This is a genomic window from Flavonifractor sp. HCP28S3_F3 (assembly GCF_052065355.1).
Taxonomy (GTDB): domain Bacteria; phylum Bacillota; class Clostridia; order Oscillospirales; family Oscillospiraceae; genus Flavonifractor.
The window spans coordinates 77,101-99,123 of the sequence record NZ_JBQHUF010000011.1 but is presented as its reverse complement, the minus strand read 5'-3'; the positions used below and the strand labels follow the sequence as shown (position 1 = coordinate 99,123).

Below are 22,023 nucleotides of genomic sequence, written 5' to 3'. Positions count from 1 at the left end.
AAACGGCAGTTGGCCTGCTTCGGATGAACCGGATGGAGGAATCAACAAATAAAGGAGGAAATTTTACTATGGCAGTCGTATCTATGAAGCAGCTTCTCGAGGCGGGCGTCCACTTCGGTCACCAGACCCGTCGTTGGAACCCCAAGATGGCCACCTATATCTACACCGAGCGCAATGGCATCTATATCATCGACCTGCAGAAGACCGTGAAGAAGCTGGAGGAGGCCTACAACTTCGTCCGCTCTCTGGGTGAGTCCGGCCAGACCCTGCTGTTCGTGGGCACCAAGAAGCAGGCTCAGGAGGCCATCAAGGAAGAGGCTGAGCGCGTTGGCATGTACTATGTGAACGCTCGTTGGCTGGGCGGCATGCTCACCAACTTCAAGACCATGCGCGGCCGCGTGGAGCGCCTGAACCAGCTGAAGAAGATGCAGGAGGACGGCACCTTCGACATGCTGCCCAAGAAGGAAGTCATGAAGCACCTGGGCGAGATCGCCAAGCTGGAGAAGTACCTGGGCGGCGTTGTGGAGATGAAGAAGCTCCCCGGTGCTCTGTTCGTGGTCGATCCCCGCAAGGAGCGTAACGCCATCAACGAGGCCCGCAAGCTGCACATCCCCATCGTGGCTATCGTGGACACCAACTGCGACCCCGACGAGATCGACTATGTGATCCCCGGCAACGATGACGCCATCCGCGCCATCAAGCTGATCTCCGGTGTGATGGCCAACGCCATCCAGGAGGGCAAGCAGGGTCAGGACGCCGCTGAGGCTTCTGCTGAGAAGGAAGCCGAGGCCGACGCCGAGTAATTCGGATTGAATGTTAGGAGCGCCCGCCCGCGCGGGCGGGCGCTCCTTTTTGATTTTTAAAATGGAGGTAATGTGATCATGGCAATCACTGCGAAAGACGTACAGGCCCTGCGCGAGATGACCGGCGTGGGCATGATGGACTGCAAGAAGGCCCTCACCGAGGCCGAGGGCAACATGGACAAGGCTGTTGAGATCCTGCGCGAGAAGGGCCTGGCCGCTTCCCAGAAGAAGGCTGGCCGTATCGCCGCCGAGGGTATGGCTTACGCTGCCGTGGTGGACGGCGTGGGCGTTGTGGTCGAGGTCAATGCCGAGACCGACTTCGTGGGCAAGAACGAGAAGTTTGTGGACTTCGTTAAGGGTGTGGCCGCTGTTGTGGCCGCCAACAAGCCCGCCGACCTGGATGCTCTGATGGCTCTGCCCTATGGCAACGGCCGTACCGTGCTGGAGGAGCAGCAGGAGATGGTGCTGGTTATCGGCGAGAACATCAAGGTCCGCCGTTTTGCCTTCTTCACCGATGGCATTTCCGTGCCCTACGTGCACGCTGGCGGCAAGATCGGCGTGCTGGTGAACCTGGAGACCAGCCTGAGCGCCGAGCAGGTTGAGACCGTTGGTAAGGACGTGGCCATGCAGATTGCCGCTCTGAATCCCCGTTTCTGGGACAAGAGCCAGGTGGACGAGGCCACTCTGGAGGAAGAGAAGAAGATCCTGCTGGTGCAGATGGCCAACGATCCCAAGATGGCTTCCAAGCCCGACAAGGTGAAGGAGGGCATTGTGGCCGGCAAGATGGGCAAGTTCTACAAGGAGAACTGCCTGCTGCAGCAGGAGTTCGTGAAGGACAACTCCATGAGCGTGGAGCAGTATATCGCTTCCGCCGCCAAGGCTCTGGGCGGCACTGTCACCTTCAAGAACGCTGTTCGCTTTGAGAAGGGCGAGGGCATCGAGAAGAAGCAGGAAAACTTCGCCGAGGAGATTGCCAAGCAGCTGGGCAAGTAATTTTGTACTTGTCCCCCCGCAAACAAGCACATTGTCCCGAAATAATGACTCACAAAAGAGTCCGAGGAAATTCGTTTCCCCGGGCTCTTTTTTTATTTATTTTCTGTTTTTAGCCCGGGTTTTGGATTGATTTAGAACTAATTTAGAATTTTTTGAGAAAGAGATTGGGCGAGCAGCTTGTGGTCAAAATGGTTGGATAAACGACCAGGTTGGAAGGGATGACCACAAATTTCAGCAGAAAAACAAAACGCCGGACGCGATTGCGTCCGGCGTTTTTACATATTGAAGTTTTGCTTTAAGAACCTGAAATACAGAAGAAGGTAAAGTCTCCTGTAGCGTACAGAGTGCCGTCCTCACCTGTAATCTCAATTTGCACCAGAGAAGTGGTTCTGCCGCGATGGATCACCTCTGCGGAGGCTGTTACAATGCCCTTATCAGCGGCGCGGATAAAATGGATTGTTCCATCCAGCGTAACATACTTCCTCCCATCTGTACGGCAGGCAGTGCCTCCGGCACAGTCAGCCAGCGTATAATATGCGCCGCCATGGAGCTTGCCATGAGGGTTATAGTTATTAGCGCCGACGGTCAGTTGGGCCTCAGCCTTTCCCAATTCCAATTGACGTACACTAATCCCGTTGTAATTAGCAAAGGCGTTGGCCCGCACAGTAGCTTCAAATGACTCCTTGTCCAGCATGAGTTGCTTCCCCCATTATGCTAAAAAGATATGACCATCCTCAATGCGCTCCACTGTGGCCAGTGCCTCGACGCGGATCCCCATTCGCCGCAGGACCTTGCCGCCTTCCCGCATGGCCTTTTCAATTGCAACTCCTACGCCAGTGACTTCGCCGCCGGCCTTAGAGACCAGTTCCAACAAGCTGAGCATAGTTTGGCCATTGGACAGGATATCATCTACCAGAAGCACGCGATCGGAGTCGTCCAGATAACGCTTGGAAACACGAAGTGTATAGGACTTGTCCAGAGAAAAGGAATGCGCATCAACAGAATAGACGTCTGGATCGATGTAGCCGGTCTGGAATTTTTTAGCATACAAAACAGGGACGCCAAGTGCCTTTGCAGTAAAGCAGGCCAGCGCAATGCCAGAGCTTTCGGCGGTCAAAACTTTGGTGATGTGAGTGCCCCGAAAACGCTTTGCCAGTGCATTTCCCATCCGTTCCATCAAATCCATGTCCATACAGTGATTGAGGAACATATCCACATGAATGATATCGCCTTCGCCAACGACAGCGTCGCTGAGGATGCGCCGTTTTAGTTCGTCCATAGTTCTCCTTTCCGACTGCTGTAAGAAACAGACTTTCTTATAAATTATATCTTATTTCAAAGCACTGTGCAATATTGACAACCGCACAAAAATAGGGTATTCTAATCCAAGTGGTTCCGGTGGCCTGTATGTTTTAGAAACCTGAAGGAACTATTATGCAGCGGTATCGAAGTGGTCATAACGGGGCTGACTCGAAATCGCTACGTTGGCGGGACGTGCTAACAGCTAAAAAGCTATGTCTCCCAAGGGTTTCCGGACGTGGGTGTGAGCGGCGCTTCGGAAAAACGCTAACAAAATGCTCACAGTTATACAAGGCATAACTGAATATGGAGATGTACCCAAGTGGTTGAAGGGTCCGCACTCGAAATGCGGTAGGCCGGCTCAAACCGGTGCGAGAGTTCGAATCTCTCCATCTCCGCCAAGGCTTCGGAAGCATCTGCTTCCGGAGCCTTTTGTTACTTTATATGTTCAAAACCCCATATCTGCAAAAACTCCATACCAATATACCTGGCACCTGGTCGCCTCTGTTGCCTCTTGTGATACCCTTTCTCCTTTTTGCCTACGGTGATAGATATCCAACATTGTTTCAAATTGCTCGGGAGGAAGAGATCTATTGCCTGAAATATTGCTGCTGGGTAAATGACTTTTTGCAGATGTGACATATAGGGTTCTGTTTTTAACAAAGACATGAAACCAAAGCGGAGCTTTGTGTGTATTTAAAGGGACGGTATGGACATCGCGCGGTTTTTCTTGAAAATTCTGTACTACTCGATCGTACATATCGATATTTCCCTCAACTTTCTGCAGAATATATAAACAAAATTTCCATATTTGTAAAAAGAATTTGCTCATAATAATTCGTTAGAAAGATAATACTTAATTTCTAAAGTAGAGGAATATCCGCTCGCTGTATCATGCAGCACAACATCACCATCTGCCATGCATTGTCTCATTGCATTGCACACCATGGGTATTCGACTCCGCAATTGCAGATTTTTATGAATATCGTTTGCTTTGAGAACCAGTTCAGTTTGGCCATTAGCTTTGGCCATTGATTTCTGATTTTCAATATAAATTCGTATATCTTTTGTAGTAGTCTTGGCCTTTGAAGGGATTTCTGCTGTGTCCAAATCAGATTCGATGCTAATGGTTTGCTGTAATAATTTCACATCATTTTCTAGTTTCTGTATTCTCCCGAGGAGTTCTAATATAATGGTATCATAGTTCATCATATAACGCCTCCAATTTAATTAGAATTCTATTAAGAATTCTAATATGAAAAAAGAGAATGTCAATAGAAAATTGTATGCGGGACTAAAATAGCGGCATGGAGTTTGGCTCCATGCCGCTATTCTGCTCCTCTGCCTGAAATCCTTTCATCCATTCCCGGTGCTGCTTGGAAAGCACGGCGATGTTCTGCCCTTTGACTGAGGCCAGCCAGCAGGCCAGTGACTCCTTGGAGTAGAGCAGTTCATTCCGATATTTCACACCTTTGACCTGGCCACGGCTCCACCAGCGGTTGAGGGTAGTTAGGCTGTACCCACACAGTTCTGCCGTCTGACGGGTGGTGAGCATGTCGGGCCAGTCCTGCCAGCACTCCAGCAGGTAGGCACATAGCCGCTCTTCATCCAGTTCCCGCCGGGCCGGACAGACCGGGCGGGAGCTGCCGCCGGAGAAAGCGCCATGAGGGATGACCTCCTCCAGCACCCCCGCATCCCGCAGCTCCAGAAAGCGGATCACCTCCTCCAGAGAGATGGAAAAGCGCCGGGTGTGCTTGCCGGAATCCCTGCAGGGAATGATCCCGTTTTCCAGCAGCCAGTGGGCTTTCCGCTTGCTGATGTGGCAGATGCGATAGAGCTGATCCATGGAAATGGTCTCCGGGAATTCTTTGCGAAGATGACAATAGTCCATTTTGGCACCTCACAAGGAAAGATTCATTCCGGCATCTCTCTGCTCCTTAGCAAAGGCGGCTGAGATGGCGTCCGCCGATTCCAACTTGGAATTGAAGTCCAGATGGGAGTAGATGTCGGCGGTGGTGGCAAAGGTGGAGTGCCCCAGCCACTCCTGAATCTGCTTCATGGGGATGCCCTGACTAAGCAGCAGGCTGGCGCAGCTGTGGCGCAGGTCGTGGAATCGGATATGCCGTAGGCCGTGTTGCTCCAGCAGGAGCTTAAAATGGTCGGTGATGTAGTTGGGCCGGAACAGCTTGCCCATCTCGTCGGTGCATACATAGTCCAAGTAGTCGGCACAGTAGGATTTCTTGAACAGCTTTCGGTATTCCTCCTGCCGGGCCCGCTGTTCCTCCAGCAGCACCCGCACGGCTGGAATCAGGGGCAGGGTGCGGAAGATGGATTTGGTTTTCAGCTTGTCCTCGGTGTAGAGCTGATGCTTGCCGTCCGCCTTGCCCTCAGTGACCTTGTGGTTAATGGGCAGAGTGCCCTGCTCAAAGTCGATGGCGCTCCAGCGGATGCCCAACACCTCGCTGCGCCGCAGACCATAGTAGGCCGCCAGCTGGATCACCACCGAGATAGAGTCATCTTTGGTGGCCTCAAAGAGCGCGGCCAGCTCCTCCTTGGAGTTGAATTCTGCCAGATATTTGCCCTTCTTAGGTCGATCCACTCTATCGGCCACATTCTCAGTTACCAGCCCATTTTTTACAGCATACTGGAGAGCCTTGCGTACCACAGCGTGGTAGTGGATGACGGTATTGGCATTGCAGCCGTCCTTAAAGATGGACTGGTGCAGTTCTCGGATGTGCTTGGCTTCCAAATCCTGCAGCCGCAGACGGCGCTCTCGGAAGAAGGAATCCAGCCGGGCGTCGATGAGGCCCTGATAGCTCTGATAAGTAGTGCGCTCGATGGTGGGTGCGGTAGTTTTCAGCCAGTCGTGCAGGAAATCCGCAAACAGCGGGGATTCCTGCCTGGACTTCGCTGGACTGCAGGAGCTGGTGCTGTACTCACGCTTCAGTTCCTCCAGGCGGGCCTGGGCCTTGCGTTTATTGCCCTTCACCGGAATTCCCAGGGCAATAGACTTCTGACGGCGCTTTCCGTCCTCGTCATACAGATTTAAAATGGCGGTGTATCGGCCATTGCGCTCGGCCAGACTTCCGGTAATTTCACGATGTCCCATACAACTCAATTCCCCCTTTCAAAAAAGCGTCCATCCGAGGTCTTGTGATGTTACCTTGGATGGACGCTTTTTTCAAGTCTTTTTTGTGTTGTCCGCCCCGCAGAGATAGTCAATAACTGCGACTTTGGGAACCCGGTAGAGTCGCCCCATGCGGACACTCTGGATTTCTCCTCTGCGGAGCAGTCCGTAGGTCATCCGCCTGCCGACACCCAGCATCTCCTGCACCTGGACCGGTGTCAGGGCGTCCGGGTAGTGCCGGAACATGGCCCGGTAGCGGGTCGCTCTTTTTTCCTCTCTGTTCATGGTCTCACCCCCTTGACAAATATAATTGTAATTGATTATAATAATTACATAGATTACACCGCATATTATATAGACGGTGAGGGGGACAAAAACGGAACCGGGGAGGTGAGAGTCGTGAAAAAGACCATATGGGACGTGAAAGAGGAGCGACTGGAGCAGCGGTTGCGGGAACTGGCCCGGCAGGGAGACTGGGACGGGGTACTACAGGCGCTGGACAATTACGATGACAACAACGACCGCAGACACGGGGAGCACAGGGATGATTTTGATTTTTGCCTTTTGAACGGCGGGATCAGCGAGGGCGGGCATTATCAGATCCCGGAAAATCTAAAGGTGTACGAGGAAAATGACTGGCTGGAGCTTATTTTTTCCCAGCGTGGGGAGGAACTGCCTGAGCTGATGGGGGAGTACCCTATCAGCTCGGCCATGCGGGAGTTGACGCCCCGGCAGTTGGAGATCTTGAGGCTGAATATCGTCTTTGGTATCCCCACCAGGCATATTGCCAAACAAATGGGATGTACCACCCGGAACATCACCAAGCAGCGGCAGAAGGCGCTGGAGAAGATCCGGTTCCTGGTGACTGGGCAGCGGAAAACAGAAGATCTCTGACTGTACTTAAACCCTAATAAAAGAAAATGGGTGCTTGCTTGCACCCAAAAACGAAAGATGATATATTGATTACAAGTATTACAACGGAGGAATTACCATGGAACTGAAAGCCATGTTTCCAAACCTGAATGTCATGTGGACACGGTGGTCGGACTATGAGGTCACGACGTTTGACCATGTAGAGTATCTGGTTCCGGCAGAAAAGGCTACCCCTCTGGCGTATGACTGCGCGGAGCAGGCTGAACAGCTGGTGGCGGACGCTCTGGAACTGGGGCGGCAGCTGCGTATGGGAACGCCAGATAAAAACCGCCTGTGTGCCGCTTTTGCGGCCCGTCACGGGCTCTTGGGCCTGGCGGGGGTAAATGCGTCCATCTGGCAGGGGCTGGCCGGTGGAGGGCCTCTGTCGGCATCGCTGGACAGCCGCCAATACGGAGAGCCCGTGGATGAGCTGAACAGAGAATTCCAGAAGCTGTATTATCATTTCCTCTATACAAGGGAAGATGTTCTACCGCCTGAGGCACCGGCTGTGCTGCTGGATTTGGACGGTGCTCTGCATTATCGGCTGACCGGCGGGTTGGTACCCCAGCTGATCTGGGAGGCCCACAGCATGTATGAGGTGCTCAGGCTATCCTATGCCATGCTGATGACCCAGGAAAAGCCCTCCCTGAAGGTCTGCAAAAACTGCGGGAAGGTGTATTACAACACCCACGCCAAGAGCGAATTCTGCGGAACTAAGTGCAGGAATTATTATAATGTGAAAGTATTCAGAACGAAAAGCAAATAAATTAGTAGGTGTATTTTTTGACTGGATAAAATAGTCCGTTCTATGGGACTTATCTTGTGATAAGCTCTTTATAAAGATGAAAGGAGCTTTTGCCATGGAGAGTTCTCCTTTTTTGGCGCACATTTCAGCCACAGGAAAAACGCAGTCAGTTCTTAGTCATTTGCGAGGTACGGCTTATCTAGCCAAAGCATTTGCACGCGCTTTTGGGGGGGAAACTCAAGCGGAACTGGCTGGGCTGGCTCATGATATTGGAAAGTACTCTGAGGCATTCCAGAAGCGGTTGAAAGGTGACTCCATTCAGGTGGATCATTCTACAGCGGGAGCCTTGGAGTGCTGGCGGGCCGGGCAGCCCTTCGCCGCCTTTGCGGTAGCCGGACACCACGGCGGTTTGCCGGACGGCGGCAGTCAGACGGACGGGCCGAACCAGGCTACTCTGTGGGGTCGCATCAAACGTGGAGGGATTCTGGAGCCCTATGGATGTTGGGAGCAGGATGTGACACTGCCTCAGGCGGGCATCCCCGGCTTTCTCAGGACACGATCTGGGTTGGAAATGGTGTTTTTTACCCGAATGCTCTACTCCTGTTTGGTGGATGCCGACTTTCTGGACACCGAGGCTTTTATGGATGGCCGAGACCGGGTGCGCAATGAGACTTCCATGGAACAGCTGTGGGACAGGCTGCAGAGCTACATATCCGGCTGGTTCCCGCCCAAAGGGGGGCTGAACCGCCAACGCTGTCGGATTCTGGAGCGGTGCATGCAGGAGGGAGAAAAGCGAGCGCCGGGGCTGTTTTCCCTCACCGTGCCAACTGGCGGAGGGAAAACCGTGGCCTCCCTGGCCTTTGCCTTGGCCCACGCCAAAAAGCACGGCCTGGAGCGGGTAATCTATGTGATCCCCTACACCTCCATCATTGAGCAGACGGCAGAGGTATTTCGAGAGATTCTGGGCGAGGAAAACGTACTGGAGCACCACTCCAACGTGCTCTATGATCTGGAAGGGGAGGCTATACCCCGCACCATCCATCTGGCCAAGGCCACGGAAAACTGGGACATGCCGGTGGTGGTGACCACGGCGGTACAGTTTTTTGAGTCCCTGTACGCCTGCCGTTCCTCACAGTGCCGCAAGCTTCACAACATTGCCGGTAGTGTGGTGATTTTTGACGAGGCCCAGATGCTGCCCGTCCCTTATCTGCGGCCCTGCGTCTGGGCCATTTCCCAGCTGGTGGAGCATTACGGTGTCTCCGCAGTTCTCTGCACAGCGACGCAGCCTGCACTGGAGCCGATCTTTCGAGAATTTCTCTCTCAGGTTCCGGTGCAGGAGCTGTGTCCGCCCGATACCTGCCAGTGGGATCTATTCCGCCGAGTGACTTTCCGGCAGACAGGCGGCCTGACCTGGGACGAGCTGGCCGCACAGCTCAACACCCATAGCCAGGTTCTGTGCATCGTTAACACCAGAAAGGCGGCCCAGGCGGTATATGGGCGGCTGGACGGGGCAGGTAGCTTCCATCTGTCCACCCTCATGTGTCCCAGCCACCGAAAGGTACAGCTGAGGGAGATCCGCCGCCGATTGAGGGAGGGGCTGCCCTGCCGGGTGGTGTCCACCTCCCTTATCGAGGCGGGGGTGGACGTGGATTTCCCGATCGTGTTCCGGGAACAGTCTGGGCTGGACTCTATTTTGCAGGCCGCCGGACGGTGCAACCGGGAGGGCAGGCGGTCTGCTGAGGAGAGTGTAGTCCACATTTTTGAAGGGGAGGAAAAAGCCCCGCCCCTCTTCGCTACCGCTATCGGCGCAGGAAAGGCGGCCATGGCCCGCTATGCCGACATCGCCTCCCCGGAAGCTATCCACACCTATTTTTCTGAACTTCTGGATCTGAAGGGAAGCGATGCTCAGGACAAAGAGCGGATCTTGACGCTGATTCAATCCGAGTTTTTTCCCTTCCGCACGGTAGCGGAGCGGTTCCATCTCATCGACAGCCCCACCCGGACGGTCTACATCCCGTGGGAGGATGGTGCGGAGCTGGTAGCTCGGCTGCGTGCCGGCGAGGGAGGACGAACACTGTTCCGGCAGCTGGGGCAATACGGTGTGTCTGTTTACGAAAAGCATTTTACCGCACTAGAGGCAGCGGGAGAGCTGGAAGTTTTGGAAAACGGTGCGGCTATCCTGTGCAATCCAGCCCTGTACGCCGAGGGGACTGGTCTCTCACTGGAGGCCGACAGCGGAAAATGTCTATTTATTTGAATGTGCAAGTGGAAAGGAGTGACGCCTATGTCCATCAAACTGGAGGTCTGGGGAGACTATGCCCTCTTTACCCGTCCGGAGATGAAGGTGGAGCGGGTGAGCTATGACGTGATGACCCCATCGGCGGCCCGGGGACTGATTGAGGCCATCTATTGGCATCCTGGGATGCGGTGGCATATTGATCGCATCCACGTCTGCACCCCCATCCACTTTACCAATCTGCGACGCAACGAGATCAAGTCTAAAATTATTGCACGCACCGTCAACACAGTGATGGAGCGAGGGAAGGGGGAGCTGTACCTCAGCACTTCGGAGGACATTCAGCAGCGGGCAGCTCTGCTGCTGCGGGATGTGCGCTATGTGATTGAGGCCCATTTTGAGATGACGAAACAGGCCGCGCCGGGGGACAACCCAGGAAAGTTCCAGGACATTGTAAAACGGCGGATTCAGAGAGGGCAGTTTTATCACCAGCCCTGCTTCGGTTGCCGGGAGTTTCCCGCCCAGTTCCGTCTGTGTGAGGGTGTTCCACCCTGTCCGGAGGAGCTGAGAGGCGAGCGGGACCTGGGCTGGATGCTCTACGACATGGACTATACCGACCTGGAAAACAGCACCCCCCTCTTTTTCCGAGGGGTGCTGCGAGATGGAGTGCTGGAGGTCCCGCCCTGGGACAGTGAGGAGGTGCGGCGATGATCTTACAGGCACTGACCGAATACTATGAGACGCTGGCAGACAGTGGGAAAATCTCCCCGCCCGGCTGGGGAGATGTCAAGGTTTCCTATGCCTTGTGCATCGGAGCGGACGGGACGCTGGAGCGGGTGGTCTCCGTTCAGACGGAACAAACCAAGGGGAAGAAGACGGTGCTAGCACCCCAGCTGATGCGGTTGCCGGCACCGGTAAAACGTTCCAGTGGGGTAGCCGCCAATTTTCTCTGTGACAACGCGGGCTACCTGCTCGGAGTAGACAACAAGGGGAAACCCCAACGGACATTGGAGTGCTTCCAGGCGTGCAAGTCCCTTCACGAGGAGCTATTGGAAGGAGTGGACAGCCCCGCAGCCCAAGCTGTGCTGGCCTTTTTTCGGACATGGCAACCGGAACAGGCCGCCAGCCACCCGGTGCTGATTGCTTGCTGGGAGGAACTCATGGCTGGCGGCAACCTTGTATTCCGGTATGATGGTGCCTTTGTTCATCAGGATGCGCCGGTTCGGCAGACCTGGGACAACCACTATCAAAAAGTAGAGGACGGTCCGCAGATGGTTTGCCTAGTCACGGGGGAACACGGGACTGTGGAGAGTGTTCATCCCTCTATTAAAAATGTACAGGGGGCTCAGTCCAGCGGTGCAGCACTGGTATCCTTTAATGCCCCTGCTTTCTGTTCTTACGGCAAGGAGCAGAATTACAATGCCCCCACCAGCAAATATGCCGCCTTCGCTTACACCACCGCCCTCAACCACCTACTGGCCGACCGGGAACACGTCTACCGGATGGGGGATGCCACTGTGGTCTGCTGGGCCAGAAGCGGCGGAGATGCCTATCAGAATATATTCGGGGCGGCGTTTTTGGGACAAGCCGCGGCCTATACGCTGAATGATCTGCAGGGAACGCTGAACAATCTCTGCAATGGCATGGCGGTGGACTTGGATGAGGAACGGCTGGATCCCAACATGGACTTCTACATCCTGGGGCTCTCCCCCAATGCCGCCCGGCTCTCGGTGCGCTTTTTCCTGCACAACAGTTTTGGGGCCTTCCTACGCAATGCCCTGGCCCACCAGCAGCGGCTGGAGATTATCAAGCCCGCCTATGATAAGTTTGATGCCATCCCCATGTGGAAACTGCTGGATGAGACTGTCAATCAGAACAGCCGGGACAAGACCCCAACACCTAATATGGCCGGTGAGGTGGTGCGGGCTGTCCTCACTGATACCCGCTACCCGGCTACACTGCTGAACGGCGTGGCTCTGCGCATCCGGGCGGAACACAGTATGACCCGTGGCCAGGCAGCCGTTCTCAAGGCCTATTATCTGAAAAACTTACATCCCGACGTACCAAAGGAGGTTTTGACCGTGTCTCTCAACCCAGACAGCACCAACGTTCCCTACAACTTGGGGCGGCTCTTCTCCCTGTTGGAGGCCATCCAGTCTGCCGCCAACCCCGGGATCAACGCTACCATTAAGGACAAGTATTTCAACTCAGCCTCCGCCACTCCCGCCATCGTGTTTCCGGTGCTGGTAAATCTGGCCCAAAAGCACCTGAAAAAGCTGGATGGCGGTCTGCGCACCCACTATGATAAGCAGATCACCGCCTTGCTTTCCAAACTGGGTGAGAGCTATCCCCCGCGCATGAACCTGTCCCAACAAGGCTGTTTCCAGTTGGGCTACTACCACCAGACCCAGAGCCGTTTTGAGAAAAAGGAGGAAAAATAAGATGTCTGAGCCCATTAAGAACCGCTATGAATTTGTGATTCTCTTCGACGTGGAAAACGGCAACCCCAACGGCGACCCCGACGCCGGTAATATGCCCCGAGTGGATCCGGAGACCGGTTTGGGCATCGTGACTGACGTGTGCCTCAAGCGGAAGATCCGCAACTATGTGGAGACAGCGAAGGAGGACGCTACGGGCTACCGTATCTATGTGAAGGACGGAGTGCCGCTGAACCGCAGCGATGCCGAGGCCTATGCGGAGTTGGAAGTTACCGAAAAGAACGTGAAGGAGAAGAAGAAATCCGACCCCGATCTGGATCGGAAAATCCGGGACTGGATGTGCAGGAATTTCTATGACATCCGCACCTTCGGCGCGGTGATGACCACCTTCGTTAAAGCAGCCCTCAACTGCGGCCAAGTGCGTGGCCCTGTGCAGCTGGGCTTTGCCCGCAGTGTCGAACCGGTAGTACCCCAGGAGGTCACCATTACCCGGGTAGCCATTACCACAGAGGCCGACGCCGAAAAGAAGGGTATCGAAATGGGGCGGAAGTACATCGTCCCTTACGGCCTTTACCGCTGCGAGGGTTATATCTCTGCCAATCTGGCCCGCAAGACTACTGGTTTCTCCGAGGAGGATCTGTCCTTGCTGTGGGAGGCCATCCTCAATATGTTTGAGCATGACCACTCCGCCGCCCGGGGCAAAATGGCGGTGCGGGAGTTGATCATTTTTAAACACGACAGCGAGCTGGGTTGTGCTCCCGCCTGGAAGCTCTTTGACTCCGTGACAGTCAGCCGGAAAGATCCGGATAATGCGGCACCTGCCCGCTCTTATCAGGACTATATCGTCTCCGTGGACGAGGCCGCCCTGCCCGCCGGGGTCACCTGCCAGCGCATGGGGTGACCTATGCCGAGGAGGACTTCCTCCAGCTGTCCGGCCTGCAGCACTTTGCATTCTGCCGCCGCCAGTGGGCCCTCATCCACATTGAGCAGCAGTGGCGGGAAAACCTGCGGACGGTGGAGGGGGACCTTTTCCACCGTCGGGCCCACGACGAGCAAGCCCGGGAGCGCCGGGGGGACGTCCTGATTCTCCGGGGGTTATCCGTGGTCTCGCTCACCCTGGGAATCTCCGGGAAATGTGATGTGGTGGAGTTCCGTGCTGATCCCGGCGGGGTGCCCATCCGGGGAGAGGAGGGGCTGTGGTTGCCCTTTCCCATCGAATACAAGCGGGGCGCACCCAAGGCCCACCAGGCCGACGAATTGCAGCTGTGTGCTCAGGCTATGTGTCTGGAAGAGATGCTCTGCTGCCGTATCCCGGAGGGGGCCCTCTTCTATGGCGAGACCCGTCGGCGGACACTGGTGCCTTTCTCGAAAGAGCTGCGGGAGACGGTGCGGGGGATGCTGGAAGAGATGCACCAGCTTTACCGCCGGGGGTATACGCCAAAAGTCCGGCGCTCCAAATCCTGCAGCGCCTGCTCCCTCCAGGAGCTCTGCCTGCCCGCCCTGATGAAGGAGCGGGACGTGGACGCCTATCTGCGTCAGGCCATGGAGGTGGAATCGTGAGACATCTGCTCAACACTCTGTTCGTGACCTCGGAGGACATCTATCTCTCCCTGGATGGAGAAAATGTGGTGGCCAGCCGGGAAAAAGCGGCCGTGGCCCGCTATCCCCTCCACACCCTGTCCGCTATCATCACCTTCGCCTATTCCGGCGCCTCTCCCGCCCTAATGGGGGCCTGTGCCCAGCGGGGCATCGCCCTGTCCTTCTGCACGCCCCGGGGGAAATTTCTGGCCCGGGTCATCGGGGAGGCCAACGGGAATGTGCTGCTCCGCCGCACCCAGTACCGGGCGGCGGATGACCCGGCCCAAAGCTGTGCCATTGCCCGGGCCATGGTGTTCGGGAAAGTCCATAACGCCCGCTGGAGCATCGAGCGCACCCGCCGGGATCACGGCCTTCGGGTGGATGACCAGCGGCTGGGGGAGGTGTCCGGCCAGCTGAAGGCCCTGCTGCCCCTGCTTTTGCAGGAGACGAATATGGACAGCCTCCGGGGGTTGGAGGGGGCCGGGGCCACCGCCTATTTCGGCGTGTTCGATCAGCTGATCCTGGGAGACCGGCTCCTGTTCCATTTTGAGACGCGCAACCGCCGACCGCCCATGGATCCGGTGAATGCTCTGCTCTCTTTTGCTTACAGCCTGCTGTCCCATGACTGCGCCTGGGCTTTAGAGAGCGTAGGCCTGGACTCCTATGTGGGCTTTCTCCACCGGGATCGGCCTGGACGCAGCTCTCTGGCATTGGATCTGATGGAGGAATTCCGCCCCTGCGTGGCAGACCGGTTTGTGCTGACCTGTATCAATAACCGGATCTTCCAAAAATCTGATTTTGTCTATCGGGAAAATGGAGGTGTGCTGCTCAGCGAAAGTGGAAGGCGTACCTTTCTACAGCGGTGGCAGGAACGCAAGAAGGATAGCCTGACCCATCCGTTTTTAGGAGAGAAAATGCCCTGGGGCTTGGTACCCTATTTACAGGCACTGCTTCTGACCAGGTATCTACGGGGCGATTTGGAGGCATATCCGCCCTTTTTGTGGAAGTGAGGATACTGTGCTGGTACTGATTACATATGATGTCAACACGGAGGATGCCGCCGGACGCAGGCGGCTACGGCAGATAGCCAAGCAATGTGTCAATTACGGTCAGCGAGTGCAGTGCTCGGTGTTTGAGTGTTTACTGGACACAGCTCAGTGTAAGCTGCTCCAGGCTAAGCTACTGTCCATTATGAATCAGGAGCAGGATAGTCTACGCTTTTACTATCTGGGGAAACGATATGAAAACAAGATCGAGCACTTCGGCTGTAAGTCCTCCTATCTTCCGGAAGAGCCGTTGATCCTATAGTTGTGCGAAGGTGCAGCAGCCACACATTGCCCGGGACGTTCGCACCGGAACAAGATCCCTTTTTTGCAGGATTAAAAAGGTGTAATTTAGAAATACCTGCGAAATAGGCTAAACTTTATTTGATTTTACAAATTTGCAAGTGCCTTTTTGTGCATACTTGCTGTCGCTCCCCACATGGGGAGCGTGGATTGAAATCTTGTTAAGTACAGCCTGCTCACCAATATTAGCAAGTCGCTCCCCACATGGGGAGCGTGGATTGAAATAACGGATGAAAACACGGCAATTATCTTGACACCTGTCGCTCCCCACATGGGGAGCGTGGATTGAAATATGAAGAGCTGCCAATCACGCTTAGAAAGAGTAAGGTCGCTCCCCACATGGGGAGCGTGGATTGAAATTTTCCACCATCAGGAGTAGACAAATTTATAAAATCATAGTCGCTCCCCACATGGGGAGCGTGGATTGAAATTCATTGCCTTGAGCATAAATCTCCTTGTTCAAAACGTCGCTCCCCACATGGGGAGCGTGGATTGAAATGATACCGAAGAGCGCGGGGGCGAGACTGGGGACGTCGCTCCCCACATGGGGAGCGTGGATTGAAATCCGTTTATCAAGTCTGGACATGGGACGGAGTTAAGGTCGCTCCCCACATGGGGAGCGTGGATTGAAATCTCCCAAAACCGTCTCAAATGCCTGGGGGCTGCTGGTCGCTCCCCACATGGGGAGCGTGGATTGAAATCGGGGTACCAGCCGTAGCCAACCAACGATGGAAGTCGCTCCCCACATGGGGAGCGTGGATTGAAATAGGAAGAAATCACAAAGTCACCTCATATATCACCCCGTCGCTCCCCACATGGGGAGCGTGGATTGAAATGACCTGCCAATCTCTAAGATCAGCAGCCTGCTGAGTCGCTCCCCACATGGGGAGCGTGGATTGAAATCTGAATCCAATATTAACCTGTCTAACGGCGTAGAGTCGCTCCCCACATGGGGAGCGTGGATTGAAATCATCCAGGTTAAGTGTCAGCGCGGCACTCCCGCCCGTCGCTCCCCACATGGGGAGCGTGGATTGAAATAGAGCCGACGCCGAAAAGCTGCCCGAGGTCCAGAGTCGCTCTCCACATGGGGAGCGTGGATTGAAATGCTTTCGCCGAGTCTCACGCCGACCGGCGGCTCAGTCGCTCCCCATACGGGGAGCATGGATTGAAATCAGTAGCAGAACCGTAACGGACCAAGTTGTAGATGTCGCTCCCCACACGGGGAGCGTGGATTGAAATACGTTTTGGAGTGAAACGTGGGTCTACGATTATGACGTCGCTTCCCACACGAGAAGAATGGGTTGAAGTTGGCAGTTTAGGTCTATATGGATATGCTGGACAATCACTCCCTACATAGAAAGTATATATCGAAATATATTAAAGACAATAATGGTGTTACTCAAAAGTATTGATCTCTGTATAGGGAGTGTAGATTGGAAGTCATGGAGTAAAATATTGTAGTGGCTATTGTCTAAAGTTTATGCTATTGTGTCTTGCTACAAGGAGGCGAGGCACATGAGTGGCACACTGAAATGGCTGTACGACCGGGTATACACGCCGCTGCCCATGACGGAGGATAAGCAGGAAGTGGAGGAGTGCCACCGGCAGCTCATCGAGCGGCTGGACAAGCAGGAGCGGAGACTTGTGCTGCGGATCATCGATGCCAAAGACCACATTGCTGCGGAACGCTCCGTAGATAGTTTCATCTGTGGTTTCCGCCTGGCGTGGGGGATGGCAAACGAACTGAATCACTACATGAAAGAGCGTCCGGTGCCGGAAAATGATTCCGGCCCGGACACTCTTGCGTAAGGCCTTCAACAGCCAGCCACTCAGCAGGGGAGGGTTCATACTCCGGCTCCTCAAGATCTGAAGTTCTGACCATGCTCCAACTGATTTTCGTAGTTCTCTTGCAGCTGATCCAGAAGATCAGATGGAATGGAGTCAATGAACTTCTGGCACTCCCGCAGCTCATAAATGAGAGATAGCTTCTCCTGCTGCTCCCAGGCCTTTGCCCGTTTGGCCTCCTCGGTCTCCAGACGGTAGATCTGCTCATTCTGACGCAGAATTTTAATCTGGTCGTCATAGGGTTTCAGTTTTGCTTCAAAGGCGTTGACCTGGGGATACCATTGCTCCAGCAGCTTGAGTATTTTTTCTCTCTGCCGTTTGGCGTTCAGCGGGTTGGTCTGCTCCAGCTCAGTGCGGATCTGCATCATTTCGTTGGTGAGCCGGTGGGACTGCTTGTAGAGCCAGGTGGGAATGTGCTTCCTGCGGGTGACAGCGGCAGACTGACCGCGCTCCAACTCTGGAAACTCCGCAGCCATGTGGTCGTGGAATTTGTCCTGCCACTCCACCAACTTGTCCCGTCCTCCGATTACCTCCTTGGCAGAGAGCCGGTTGTCCTGAGTCAATGGTACAAAGCACAGATGCATGTGTGGGTTGCGCTCGTCCATATGAACCACGGCGGAGAAGATGTTTGCTTCTCCAACCTCTGCCTTGAAAAAGTCCAGCGCCCGCTCAAAGTAGCGGCGCACCTGCTCCGGTGACAGATGCTCCAGATACTCTGGCGTGGCGGTAACGATGGTATCGATGAACTTCACGCTGTCCTTCCGCGCCTTACACTTGGGGTTCTCTTGCTGCGCGCGCTCAATGCGGAACTGGATCTCTGCATAGTACTTGTGCTGGGGCTGGATGAGATGATAGTTGAGAGGGGAGCGGTCAGTGTCCACGTCTGGGTTGCTGGTGTATTGCTCCTTTTTCCGTTCGTGGTGTTTCTCGATGGCGGAGGCCGGTCCGCCTTTTCGTTTCTCGAAGCGCATAATCGCGTAAGGCATTACACAAAACTCCTTTCGTTAAAATGGTGGGCGTGCGGTGAACGATGGCTTTTTCACATACCGCCCTGCCATGCGGAACCCGCCGCAGGGGAGGCGTTGCTGTCATCCGGCAGCCTGGGCGGCGGCGGTTTCCCCGCCCACGAGAAATGCCCGGCCCCTATAAGGAGGGCCGGGCATTTTCGCGTGCGGTTGTCAGGGCGGTATAACGCACTATACCTTGCCGCCCCGTGGGGGCAGCAAGGCGTGCGCCCGGGGACACCCCGGGACCCCGTTTTGCGGCTTCGGCTGCGCCGGTAACGGGCCTTGACTGGCCCGCAGCCTGCGCCCCTTTGCCGCCACTTTTGCCGCCCTTTACTAGGGGTAGGGGTGTACCCCTCCTGGGCGGCAAAAACGCGCCTGCGGGCGGACGGGGGACGAAGGACGGGGATTATTGCAGAGACGAAAACAGCGCCTGCGATTTCTCGCAGACGCTGTTAAAATACACTTATACAGACTCCTGAAACAGAGGCTGACATCCGACTTCCCGTTCGTAGTCGTCCGGGAAATGTTCCTTCAGCCACTGACTCTTATTTTTGATTGCCTCCTTGATTTCTGAGACATCGTACTCAGAATATTTCTCGGCAGCGATTACGAACGCAATAATTTCAGAGCCACATATGCGCTCATCATATCCCGCTATTTTTAGCACATCCTCGTTCAGAATAATTTTCTCACTATATGAGATAAAGAGGAAGTCATCTTTCAGAAAATGATTCGTGAAAAAATTCGGGTGGTAATGTAAGTGCCTTACACCTTTGGCAGAGAGGTAGCCAAAGTTTCTGTAGTATCGTCCATACACATACCACTCCGGTAGGTCTGCAGGAAGGATATGCGTTTTATAGTGTCCCTGTGAAAACAAGGTACCATCATCATTCCGCACAGCAAGGTGCTCATAGCCATTCCAGATAATTTTGGTTTCTGTATAGAGGTTCGCTTTTATCCGCTTACCCATGAGTAGAATCACCTCCATGAGGTACTGCTCAGTTGCTGATTGCAATCTGCGGCTCCATCAAATCTCCCAACCGACAATTCAAAGACTTGGCCAGTGTGCTTAAAGTGGATGCCTGTGCCTTGTTGATGTCGTTTTGTCTCTGCTCATGCAGCTGGATCATCCGCAGTGCAACACCGGAGACTTCTGCAAGCTGCTTTTGGTAAAAGCCATTTGCTCTGCGGATGCGCTTTAGGTTCGTCTCGCACTCACCGAGATTTTCCTGAATCACCTTGTCCGCGGCCTCTGTGAACTTACTGATGTCCGCTTCGTGCAGCAGATACATGGAGCAGACTCTGCTCACGGTCAGTACGTGGGAGTCGATTTCTCGAAAGGGCATTCCGGTCTTCCGCTGGTAGTAGGCGAGACTCCAACCGGCCCAGTACTCCGGCGACTTCTCCTCAGATGCGCTTGCATCCACATCGGGGATTTGTCCGGTGGTACGATGAAACACCTCAAGGGCAAGTTCCACACCAGACATGCCGCCCACAAACTTCGGGTTGCCCCACTCAAACTGTTCCGCTACACCGGATGAGAAAAACTGTGTGAAAAACAAATCTCCATCGCACCTGCAGCCGTGGACTGCGTAGTCCAGCATCTCTCCCATGGCACACATGGCGTCATTCAGGTACATTTCCTCGTAAGCGGGCGTCATCGTTCTTCCACTCCTCTCTGAGAATGTCGATCATGTATACGGTTTCCCGTACTGGAGCTGCTTTGCGCTCCTCACGAAAGGCAGCCCGTGCCTCACTGTCCCTGGTTGCTTTCTTTGGATAGTAAATGGTTCGCTCCGCAGGGATGCTCTCTTCAAAGCGCATGCTGGAAAAAGCCTGCTCTGATTTGAGAACTACCTGCTCTCCCAGCTTTCCCAGAAACATGGCCCGCTCAAGTTGTGCCAGGGAGGTGGTGTTGTTCAGAAATGCAGAGGCAAAGGAGAAGTAGGAATCGTCGGCGCGATACCCGATGATAACATCGTAGTTCTCGTAGGGGGGAGAAAGATACGGCCCGGCGCTCACACCATGCTCACAGTTTTCCCGAAAACCTGCTATGAAGGGCCAAATCCCAAAGTCCCTGATTTGGCAGAGAAAAACGCCGAAAGCCCAGGAATTGCAAGAGCTTGCGGCGTTCTGAAATGCTCACAGAGGATCTTAAAATACACGGGAGGACACTGCCTTCCAACGACTCGAAATCAGTTTGCGAGCAATCGCACGAGGGTTCGAATCCCTCCCGCTGCGCCAAAGACTCCAAAGGCAGATGCTTTTGGAGTCTTTTTCTATCCAAACGAGAGGAACATTCTGCACGATCTCTTAAGATAATTTTTACTTGTGTGTCGATTCAGATTATGGTAAAATAAAAACAAAGAACAGAAAGAGTTTTTATTGGGGGATGAAATGCCCAGAGTAGCTTATTCAGATGAAGAGCGGGAGCAGATCCGGGAGCGGCTGATTACTACGGCGCTGACCATGATGGCCCGGCAGGGAATCCAGCACACCACCGTGGAGCAGATCTACCAGGCGGTTGGTATCTCCCGCACGTTTTTTTACTCTTTTTTTCCCACGAAAGAGGATCTGATCGTTGAGACTTTCTATTTTCAGCAGCCCAGGATCCTGGCGTATGCCAGCAGCTTGATGGAGGATTCAAACCTGACCTGGAGGCAGGGAGTGACCCGCTTTCTTCACGACTGCTGCTATGGTGAACAGCGTGGTATTGCCGTTATGACAGTCGAAGAACAACAGATGTTGTTCCGACGGTTGTCACCGGAGAGCTACCGAACATTTCGGGAGAAACAGGCATGTCTGTTTGGCGGCATTTTGGAGCGCTTTGGAATCCGCGCGGATCGGGAACGGGTGGCGCTGTTTACGAACCTGAGTTTGGCTGTGATGGTCATCCGCAGGGCCATTCCCGATACGCTGCCTATGCTTGTCCCAGAGGCTGCCGATGCTGCGGTGGACGTACAGATCAAGGCAACCGTGGACTGCCTGGAGAATATGCTGGAGCCCGAGCATGAGACGAGATCCGTCTGAAGCCTGTGCCGCACGGTATTCAGACGGATCCATTTTTAAAGAAAATAAATACAAAGTTAAGAAAAGGTCTTTATTTGAAACGGGAAAACAAACAGACGCGACTATAAAAATCCATCAATATTAGGAGGAACACAACTATGGGACTTTTCAGCAAACTTTTTAAGGGGCCGGAGATCGACCAGGCTAAAAGCGATGCCAATGCTCAAAAAATGCGCCAGATCTTTGATCAGATGGTGGAAGGCGGAAAGGACTACCGCCTGATCTTCGGATACACCGAAGACGTGAGCCGCTTCAACTATGGCTTTGTCCACGGCAGTAAGACCAAGATCGGCAACCTGATCGTGGGCTGGAATGAAGACAGCCAGACCATTGTGGTAGTGCCCACCGTGCCTGATCTGTCTGCTTGCGGGGACCCCGTTTGGTACCGTCGTTCCGAAATTCTGAAAGCCTATCGCAATAAGTATCCCACTGATGCCTTTGTGATCTATCCGGACAAAAAAGGATACATCGCCATCAACGCCTACGACTGGCTGGAGGATGAGTCTCTGTATGTCTATGTATCCCAAGAGAAGGAATTGGCAGAGTTTACTGATTTCTTCCTGAATCGCTTTGCAAAGAAATAGGGTGTTCCAACAGAGAGCCATATATGTGAGATCGGGTAAGG

At 54.2% G+C, this 22,023-nt stretch carries 25 protein-coding genes, 1 tRNA gene and 1 CRISPR repeat array; of the genes, 15 read left to right on the top strand and 11 right to left on the bottom strand.

Going from position 1 to position 22,023, the window contains the following annotated elements; translation table 11 throughout:
• Positions 1–68: 68 nt before the first annotated feature.
• Together rpsB and tsf are read left to right on the top strand one after the other, a co-directional pair.
• On the top strand, positions 69–803 hold the full coding sequence (gene rpsB / locus ACTNB1_RS10845) for a 30S ribosomal protein S2 (protein ID WP_441169431.1): 735 nt from the start codon (positions 69–71) through the stop codon (positions 801–803).
• Between the two features lie 78 nt (positions 804–881).
• The gene (gene tsf / locus ACTNB1_RS10840; protein ID WP_441169429.1) at positions 882–1,796 is read left to right on the top strand and encodes a translation elongation factor Ts; all 915 of its coding nucleotides are present in this window, start codon (positions 882–884) and stop codon (positions 1,794–1,796) included.
• 295 nt (positions 1,797–2,091) lie between these two features.
• Here tsf and ACTNB1_RS10835 read toward each other — a convergent pair whose 3' ends face one another.
• The gene (locus ACTNB1_RS10835) at positions 2,092–2,490 is read right to left on the bottom strand and encodes a PaaI family thioesterase (RefSeq protein ID WP_441169428.1); all 399 of its coding nucleotides are present in this window, start codon (positions 2,488–2,490) and stop codon (positions 2,092–2,094) included.
• Between the two features lie 15 nt (positions 2,491–2,505).
• Positions 2,506–3,075, bottom strand: coding sequence for a xanthine phosphoribosyltransferase (locus ACTNB1_RS10830; RefSeq protein WP_441169426.1), 570 nt, complete (start codon positions 3,073–3,075; stop codon positions 2,506–2,508).
• 328 nt (positions 3,076–3,403) lie between these two features.
• Here ACTNB1_RS10830 and ACTNB1_RS10825 point away from each other — a divergent pair.
• Positions 3,404–3,496 (top strand) — tRNA-Ser (locus ACTNB1_RS10825).
• Positions 3,497–3,543: 47 nt separating this feature from the next.
• On the opposite strand, the gene ACTNB1_RS10820 is transcribed toward ACTNB1_RS10825, so the two are convergent.
• The 5 genes from ACTNB1_RS10820 to ACTNB1_RS10800 all read right to left on the bottom strand — a co-directional run bounded on the left by ACTNB1_RS10820 (position 3,544) and on the right by ACTNB1_RS10800 (position 6,507).
• A complete protein-coding gene (locus tag ACTNB1_RS10820; protein ID WP_441169424.1) occupies positions 3,544–3,855 on the bottom strand; it encodes a hypothetical protein in 312 nt (103 codons plus the stop codon).
• A 68-nt stretch (positions 3,856–3,923) separates the two neighbouring features.
• Positions 3,924–4,304: a hypothetical protein gene (locus tag ACTNB1_RS10815; RefSeq protein ID WP_441169423.1), complete on the bottom strand. Its 381-nt coding sequence runs from the start codon at positions 4,302–4,304 to the stop codon at positions 3,924–3,926.
• Between the two features lie 85 nt (positions 4,305–4,389).
• The gene (locus ACTNB1_RS10810; RefSeq protein WP_441169422.1) at positions 4,390–4,986 is read right to left on the bottom strand and encodes a helix-turn-helix domain-containing protein; all 597 of its coding nucleotides are present in this window, start codon (positions 4,984–4,986) and stop codon (positions 4,390–4,392) included.
• Between the two features lie 9 nt (positions 4,987–4,995).
• A complete protein-coding gene (locus ACTNB1_RS10805; protein WP_441169420.1) occupies positions 4,996–6,204 on the bottom strand; it encodes a tyrosine-type recombinase/integrase in 1,209 nt (402 codons plus the stop codon).
• 72 nt (positions 6,205–6,276) lie between these two features.
• Positions 6,277–6,507 (bottom strand): helix-turn-helix domain-containing protein, encoded by a 231-nt coding sequence (locus tag ACTNB1_RS10800; RefSeq protein ID WP_441169418.1) that lies wholly within the window; start codon positions 6,505–6,507, stop codon positions 6,277–6,279.
• A 114-nt stretch (positions 6,508–6,621) separates the two neighbouring features.
• On the opposite strand from ACTNB1_RS10800, the gene ACTNB1_RS10795 reads away from it, so the two are divergent.
• From ACTNB1_RS10795 to ACTNB1_RS10750, 10 genes are all read left to right on the top strand, one after another.
• Positions 6,622–7,116: a sigma factor-like helix-turn-helix DNA-binding protein gene (locus ACTNB1_RS10795; RefSeq protein ID WP_441169416.1), complete on the top strand. Its 495-nt coding sequence runs from the start codon at positions 6,622–6,624 to the stop codon at positions 7,114–7,116.
• A 97-nt stretch (positions 7,117–7,213) separates the two neighbouring features.
• Complete coding sequence (locus ACTNB1_RS10790; protein ID WP_441169414.1) at positions 7,214–7,900, top strand: hypothetical protein; 687 nt, start codon at positions 7,214–7,216, stop codon at positions 7,898–7,900.
• 76 nt (positions 7,901–7,976) lie between these two features.
• Positions 7,977–10,136, top strand: coding sequence for a CRISPR-associated helicase Cas3' (cas3, locus tag ACTNB1_RS10785; RefSeq protein WP_441169412.1), 2,160 nt, complete (start codon positions 7,977–7,979; stop codon positions 10,134–10,136).
• Positions 10,137–10,163: 27 nt separating this feature from the next.
• Positions 10,164–10,826 carry a type I-C CRISPR-associated protein Cas5c gene (cas5c, locus tag ACTNB1_RS10780; protein ID WP_441169411.1) on the top strand — a complete coding sequence of 221 codons (663 nt, stop codon included), beginning with the start codon at positions 10,164–10,166 and terminating at the stop codon, positions 10,824–10,826.
• Entirely contained in the window at positions 10,823–12,556 is a 1,734-nt protein-coding gene (gene cas8c / locus ACTNB1_RS10775) for a type I-C CRISPR-associated protein Cas8c/Csd1 (RefSeq protein WP_441169409.1), read from the top strand. The genes cas5c and cas8c overlap by 4 nt, the downstream gene beginning before the upstream one ends.
• 1 nt (position 12,557) lies before the next feature.
• The gene (cas7c, locus tag ACTNB1_RS10770) at positions 12,558–13,454 is read left to right on the top strand and encodes a type I-C CRISPR-associated protein Cas7/Csd2 (protein ID WP_441169407.1); all 897 of its coding nucleotides are present in this window, start codon (positions 12,558–12,560) and stop codon (positions 13,452–13,454) included.
• Positions 13,451–14,113, top strand: coding sequence for a CRISPR-associated protein Cas4 (cas4, locus tag ACTNB1_RS10765; protein ID WP_441169406.1), 663 nt, complete (start codon positions 13,451–13,453; stop codon positions 14,111–14,113). The genes cas7c and cas4 overlap by 4 nt, the downstream gene beginning before the upstream one ends.
• Complete coding sequence (gene cas1c, locus ACTNB1_RS10760; RefSeq protein ID WP_441169404.1) at positions 14,110–15,141, top strand: type I-C CRISPR-associated endonuclease Cas1c; 1,032 nt, start codon at positions 14,110–14,112, stop codon at positions 15,139–15,141. The genes cas4 and cas1c overlap by 4 nt, the downstream gene beginning before the upstream one ends.
• A gap of 7 nt (positions 15,142–15,148) precedes the next feature.
• The gene (gene cas2 / locus ACTNB1_RS10755) at positions 15,149–15,439 is read left to right on the top strand and encodes a CRISPR-associated endonuclease Cas2 (RefSeq protein WP_441169402.1); all 291 of its coding nucleotides are present in this window, start codon (positions 15,149–15,151) and stop codon (positions 15,437–15,439) included.
• Between the two features lie 162 nt (positions 15,440–15,601).
• Positions 15,602–16,716: a CRISPR direct-repeat array (repeat unit 33 nt; unit sequence GTCGCTCCCCACATGGGGAGCGTGGATTGAAAT).
• A gap of 276 nt (positions 16,717–16,992) precedes the next feature.
• A complete protein-coding gene (locus ACTNB1_RS10750) occupies positions 16,993–17,286 on the top strand; it encodes a DUF6809 family protein (RefSeq protein WP_441169400.1) in 294 nt (97 codons plus the stop codon).
• A gap of 50 nt (positions 17,287–17,336) precedes the next feature.
• Here ACTNB1_RS10750 and mobV read toward each other — a convergent pair whose 3' ends face one another.
• The 4 genes from mobV to ACTNB1_RS10730 form a co-directional block, all read right to left on the bottom strand.
• Entirely contained in the window at positions 17,337–18,308 is a 972-nt protein-coding gene (gene mobV, locus ACTNB1_RS10745) for a MobV family relaxase (RefSeq protein ID WP_441169399.1), read from the bottom strand.
• A 484-nt stretch (positions 18,309–18,792) separates the two neighbouring features.
• Entirely contained in the window at positions 18,793–19,299 is a 507-nt protein-coding gene (locus ACTNB1_RS10740) for a hypothetical protein (RefSeq protein WP_441169397.1), read from the bottom strand.
• A gap of 28 nt (positions 19,300–19,327) precedes the next feature.
• The gene (locus ACTNB1_RS10735; RefSeq protein ID WP_441169396.1) at positions 19,328–19,990 is read right to left on the bottom strand and encodes a helix-turn-helix domain-containing protein; all 663 of its coding nucleotides are present in this window, start codon (positions 19,988–19,990) and stop codon (positions 19,328–19,330) included.
• Positions 19,956–20,384, bottom strand: a complete 429-nt coding sequence (locus ACTNB1_RS10730; RefSeq protein WP_441169446.1) for a DUF3990 domain-containing protein — start codon at positions 20,382–20,384, stop codon at positions 19,956–19,958. Before ACTNB1_RS10730 ends, ACTNB1_RS10735 begins: the two co-directional genes overlap by 35 nt.
• Positions 20,385–20,726: 342 nt before the next feature.
• Between ACTNB1_RS10730 and ACTNB1_RS10725 the strand changes: the two genes are divergently transcribed.
• Complete coding sequence (locus ACTNB1_RS10725; protein ID WP_441169394.1) at positions 20,727–21,359, top strand: TetR/AcrR family transcriptional regulator; 633 nt, start codon at positions 20,727–20,729, stop codon at positions 21,357–21,359.
• A gap of 137 nt (positions 21,360–21,496) precedes the next feature.
• Positions 21,497–21,982, top strand: coding sequence for a hypothetical protein (locus ACTNB1_RS10720; RefSeq protein ID WP_441169392.1), 486 nt, complete (start codon positions 21,497–21,499; stop codon positions 21,980–21,982).
• The last annotated feature ends 41 nt before the right edge of the window (positions 21,983–22,023 follow it).